Source organism: Streptomyces sp. NPDC055078 (genome assembly GCF_053607985.1).
Map to the genome: position 1 here is coordinate 1 of NZ_JBSGUP010000619.1, position 4,917 is coordinate 4,917.

4 protein-coding genes are annotated in these 4,917 nt (G+C 68.2%); 3 read left to right on the plus strand and 1 reads right to left on the minus strand.

Annotation, left to right across the window (positions count from 1 at the left end):
- Positions 1 to 938: isopenicillin N synthase family dioxygenase (locus ACWF94_RS33400; protein ID WP_453497224.1), on the minus strand; the 938-nt coding region annotated here is incomplete at its 3' end.
- A 449-nt stretch (positions 939 to 1,387) separates the two neighbouring features.
- Here ACWF94_RS33400 and kdpF point away from each other — a divergent pair.
- From kdpF to kdpB, 3 genes are all read left to right on the plus strand, one after another.
- Positions 1,388 to 1,477 carry a K(+)-transporting ATPase subunit F gene (kdpF, locus tag ACWF94_RS33405; RefSeq protein WP_037701211.1) on the plus strand — a complete coding sequence of 30 codons (90 nt, stop codon included), beginning with the start codon at positions 1,388 to 1,390 and terminating at the stop codon, positions 1,475 to 1,477.
- Between the two features lie 7 nt (positions 1,478 to 1,484).
- Positions 1,485 to 3,149 carry a potassium-transporting ATPase subunit KdpA gene (gene kdpA, locus ACWF94_RS33410; protein WP_453497228.1) on the plus strand — a complete coding sequence of 555 codons (1,665 nt, stop codon included), beginning with the start codon at positions 1,485 to 1,487 and terminating at the stop codon, positions 3,147 to 3,149.
- The coding region (gene kdpB / locus ACWF94_RS33415) for a potassium-transporting ATPase subunit KdpB (protein WP_453497231.1) at positions 3,146 to 4,917 on the plus strand (1,772 nt) is incomplete at its 3' end. The genes kdpA and kdpB, both read left to right, overlap by 4 nt.

Sequence of the window (4,917 nt, forward strand, 5' to 3'; positions counted from 1 at the left end):
GGGTCGCCCGGCGCGGCGAACGGTCGCAGGGGCTCGATCGAGGCGTTGTGGTTGGGGAGATAGTAGAACGGGAGGGACAGCCGGGACGAGGTGTTACCCCGCTCCGGATTGACCACCCGGTGCATGGTCGAAACCCAGCGCCCACCGGTCCACAGGGCCATCAGATCGCCGATGTTGACCACAAAGCCGCCCGGGACGGCGGCGACATCGCGCCAGGTGCCGTCGTTCCGCAGCACCTGGAGACCGCCGAGATCATCCTCCTGGTAGAGGACGGTGAGACTGCCGAAGTCGGTGTGCGCGCCCCGCCGCAACTGGCCCGGCAGCGGCGGCTCGGTCTGCGGGTAGTAGTAGTTGGCGGTGAGCGACGACACATGGTGGTCGAACCTGTCCTCGAAGAACCTCTCGTCCAGCTCCAGCGCGAGCGCGAACTGCCGCATGAGGTCGGCAGACAGCTCCTCCATCGCGCTCAGATACTCCTGCCATACGGCCTTGAAGCCGGCGGGTGAGTCGGGCCAGACGTTCGCCAGCGTCCAGGTCGCCCACGGGTCGCCGAGCCCCGCGCGCTCCCGCTCGCTCAGCTCTCCCGTCACATGGACCCCGAAGGCTTCGCACAGGTCCGGGGGCGTCTCGTTGTCGAGGCTGCGCGCGGTCGTCCCGCCCATACGCCGGAACCCGGACACCCCGGGACGGTTCGCGACCGTGTCCTTCTCGCGGTCCGGCAGTTCGAAGAACCCGTTGGTCACCGTGTACATGCGGTCGATCAGGTCCTGGGAGACTCCATGGCCCACGACGGTGAAGAATCCGGAACCCTCGCAGGCGGCCCCGATCGCCCGGGCGACGGCGGCCCGCCCCTCGGCGCTGTCCCTGGGCGACAGATCGATGACCGGTACGGAATCGTCGGTACCGGTGGCGGGTGCGTGCCCGTGTTCCCTGGCCATCGTCGTACTCCTCGGCTGTCTCCGGAGGCCCGTGCGACCTCACTCGTACAACGTACTATAGCTAGAACGTTGTACGGGTACGGTCCGGCGCCAGGTCGGACGCAAGCGACTCCGCCCCGGAGCCGAACGCGGCGCAAGCCCCTCTCGCCGTGGCGGAAATCCCGCCATCACAGGGCTCTGGATCATGCCCGCCTTCCCACCCCCGCCCGGCAGGCCGTACAGGTTGCGTCAAGAGGACCGGTGGGGCCGTATGGGACGTGTCAACGACGGCGGCGAATCGGCCAAAAAGGGGTTCCCTCGACACAGTCCGGATCCGAACGGTCCGAACCGATTCCCATTCACCGAACCGATCCCATTCAGGAGCTCACGATGGCCGATGTGGCCTTCGTCGTCACCACGATCGCGGTGTTCGCGCTGGTGGCTCTCATCGCCAAGGGGGTGGCAAAGCTGTGACCGCCGAGAACATCGTCGGCCTGATCGTGGCCGTCGCCCTGCTGGGCTACCTCGTCCTCGCCCTTCTGTACCCGGAGAGGTTCTAGCCCCGATATGAGTCCCATATTTGCCGGTGTGCTCCAGATGCTGGCGCTGATGGTGGCGCTCGCCCTGGCCTACCGTCCCCTGGGCGACTACATGGCCCGGGTCTACTCCTCCGAGAAACACCTCCGGGTGGAGAAGTGGATCTACAAGGCCGTCGGCGCCAACCCCAACACACAGATGCGCTGGCCCGCCTATCTGCGCGGTGTCCTCGCGTTCTCCGCCATCGGAGTGCTCTTCCTCTACCTGCTCCAGAGGCTCCAGGGATCGCTGCCCGGTTCGCTCGGCTTCCAGTCGATCGACCCCGACCAGGCGTTCAACACGGCCGCGTCGTTCGTGGCCAACACGAACTGGCAGTCGTACTACGGCGAACAGGCCATGGGGCACGTGGTGCAGACCGGCGGCCTCGCGGTGCAGAACTTCGTCTCCGCCGCCGTCGGCATCGCCGTCGCCGTCGCCCTGGTACGGGGCTTCGCCCGCTCCCGCACCGGGGAGCTGGGCAACTTCTGGGCCGACCTGGTCCGTGGCACCGTACGCATCCTGCTCCCGATCTCCGTGATCGCGGCGATCGTCCTCGTCGCGTGCGGCGCCATCCAGAACTTCGCGGGAATCCACGAGGTCGGCCAGTTCACGGGCGGCAGCCAGGAGTGGAACGGCGGCGCGGTCGCCTCCCAGGAGGCCATCAAGGAACTGGGCACCAACGGTGGCGGCTACTTCAACGCCAACTCCGCCCACCCCTTCGAGAACCCCAACGGCGTCTCCAACCTGCTGGAGATCTTCCTCATCCTCCTCATCCCCTTCGCGCTGACCCGCACCTTCGGCCGGATGGTCGGCAGCGTCAGGCAGGGTTACGCGATCCTGGGCACGATGGTCCTGATCTGGGTCGGCTTCACGGCGCTGATGATGTGGACCGAGTTCGCCCACCCGGGTGAGGCGTTCGACATCGCGGGCGGTGCGACGGAGGGCAAGGAAACCCGGTTCGGCGTCGGCGGCTCGTCCCTCTTCGCCGTGGCCACCACCCTGACCTCGACCGGCGCGGTCAACAGCTTCCACTCCTCCTTCACCGGCTTCGGCGGCGGGATCACCATGCTCGGCATGCAGCTGGGCGAAATCGCGCCCGGCGGCGTCGGCTCCGGCCTCTACGGAATGCTGATCATGGCCATCATCGCGGTGTTCATCGCGGGGCTGATGGTCGGCCGCACCCCCGAGTACCTGGGCAAGAAGATCGGCACCCGCGAGATCAAGCTGGCGGCCTGCTACATCCTCGTCACCCCGGCGCTGGTGCTCTGCTTCACCGCCGTGGCGATGGCCCTGCCCACCCCGGCGAACTCGATGACCAACTCGGGCGCCCACGGCTTCTCCGAGATCCTCTACGCCTACACCTCGGGCGCCAACAACAACGGCTCGGCCTTCGCCGGACTCAACGCCGACACCCAGTGGTTCAACAGCACCATCGGTCTCGCGATGCTGCTGGGCCGCTTCCTCCCGATGGTCTTCGTCCTCGCGCTCGCCGGCTCGCTGGCGGAGCAGAAGCCGATCCCGGCGACCTCCGGAACCCTGCGGACCGAGAAGCCGCTGTTCACCGGTCTGCTGGTCGGCACGATCCTCATCATCACCGGACTGACCTACTTCCCGGCGCTGGCGCTGGGTCCGCTCGCCGAAGGGCTCGCGTCATGAGCACGATAACTCCCACCCGGGCCCCGCACCCGGATGTGCCCTCGGGCCACAAACACGGGGACGGGAGGGTCGGCGGGGGACTCTTCGACCCCCGGCAGCTGCTCAAGTCCTTCCCCGACGCGCTGAGAAAGCTCGACCCACGGGTGATGATCAAATCCCCCGTGATGTTCGTCGTCCTCATCGGCTCGGTCGTCACCACCGTGCTCGCCGTCACCGACCCTGGCGACTGGTTCGGCTGGGCGATCGCGGGCTGGCTCTGGCTGACCACGATCTTCGCCAATCTGGCCGAGGCCGTCGCCGAGGGCCGCGGCAAGGCGCAGGCCGACACCCTGCGCAAGGCCACGACCGACACCGTCGCCCGCAGGCTCCAGGGCACCACCGAGGAGCAGGTGCCCGGCACCGCGCTGCGTATCGGCGATCTGGTGGTCTGCGAGGCCGGCGATGTCATCCCCGGTGACGGCGATGTCGTCGAAGGCGTCGCTTCCGTCGACGAGTCCGCCATCACCGGCGAGTCCGCCCCTGTCATCCGGGAGTCCGGCGGCGACCGCAGCGCGGTCACCGGCGGGACGAAGGTGCTCTCCGACCGGATCGTCGTCAAGATCACGACCAAGCCGGGCGAGACCTTCATCGACCGGATGATCGCGCTGGTCGAGGGAGCGGCCCGGCAGAAGACCCCCAACGAGATCGCGCTCAACATCCTGCTCGCCTCGCTGACGATCGTCTTCCTGCTGGCGGTGGTCACCCTGAAGCCGTTCGCGGTCTACGCGGGCGCCGACGGGCAGACCTCCCTGATCGTGCTCGCCGCACTGCTGGTCTGTCTGATCCCCACCACCATCGGGGCGCTGCTCTCCGCGATCGGCATCGCGGGCATGGACCGGCTCGTCCAGCGCAATGTGCTCGCGATGTCCGGCCGTGCGGTCGAGGCGGCCGGTGATGTGTCGACCCTGCTGCTCGACAAGACCGGCACCATCACCCTCGGCAACCGCCAGGCCGCCGAGTTCGTCCCCGTCGGCGGGGTCACCGCCGCCGAACTCGCGGACGCCGCCCAGCTCTCCTCACTCGCCGACGAGACCCCTGAGGGCCGCTCGATCGTCGTCCTCGCCAAGGAGAAGTACGGGCTGCGTGAGCGCCACCAGGGCGAGCTGGCCCAGGCCGAGTGGATCGCCTTCACCGCCCAGACCCGGATGTCCGGCGTCGACGTCGACGGCCGCAGGGTCCGCAAGGGAGCGACCGGATCCGTCGTCAAGTGGGTCGATGAGCAGGGCGGCACGGTCTCCAAGGACGCCGAGCGCGCCACCGACCGGATCTCCGAGGCGGGCGGTACGCCGCTGCTGGTCGCCGTCGAGGACGCCGACGGCGCCCGGGTCCTGGGGGTCATCCACCTCAAGGACGTGGTCAAGGAGGGCATGCGGGAGCGGTTCGACGAACTGCGCCGCATGGGCATCAAGACCGTGATGATCACAGGTGACAACCCGCTGACCGCGCGGGCCATCGCCGAGGAGGCGGGTGTGGACGACTTCCTCGCCGAGGCCACCCCCGAGGACAAGATGGCGCTCATCAAGCGGGAGCAGGCGGGCGGGAAGCTGGTCGCGATGACCGGCGACGGCACCAACGACGCCCCCGCGCTCGCCCAGGCCGATGTGGGCGTCGCCATGAACACCGGCACATCGGCGGCCAAAGAGGCCGGGAACATGGTCGACCTCGACTCCAACCCGACCAAACTCATCGAGATCGTCGAGATCGGCAAACAGCTCCTCATCACCCGGGG

Excerpts from the sequence above, each read along its gene's own strand:
- kdpA (WP_453497228.1), top strand. The coding sequence starts at position 1,485 with ATGAGTCCCATATTTGCCGGTGTGCTCCAGATGCTGGCGCTGATGGTG.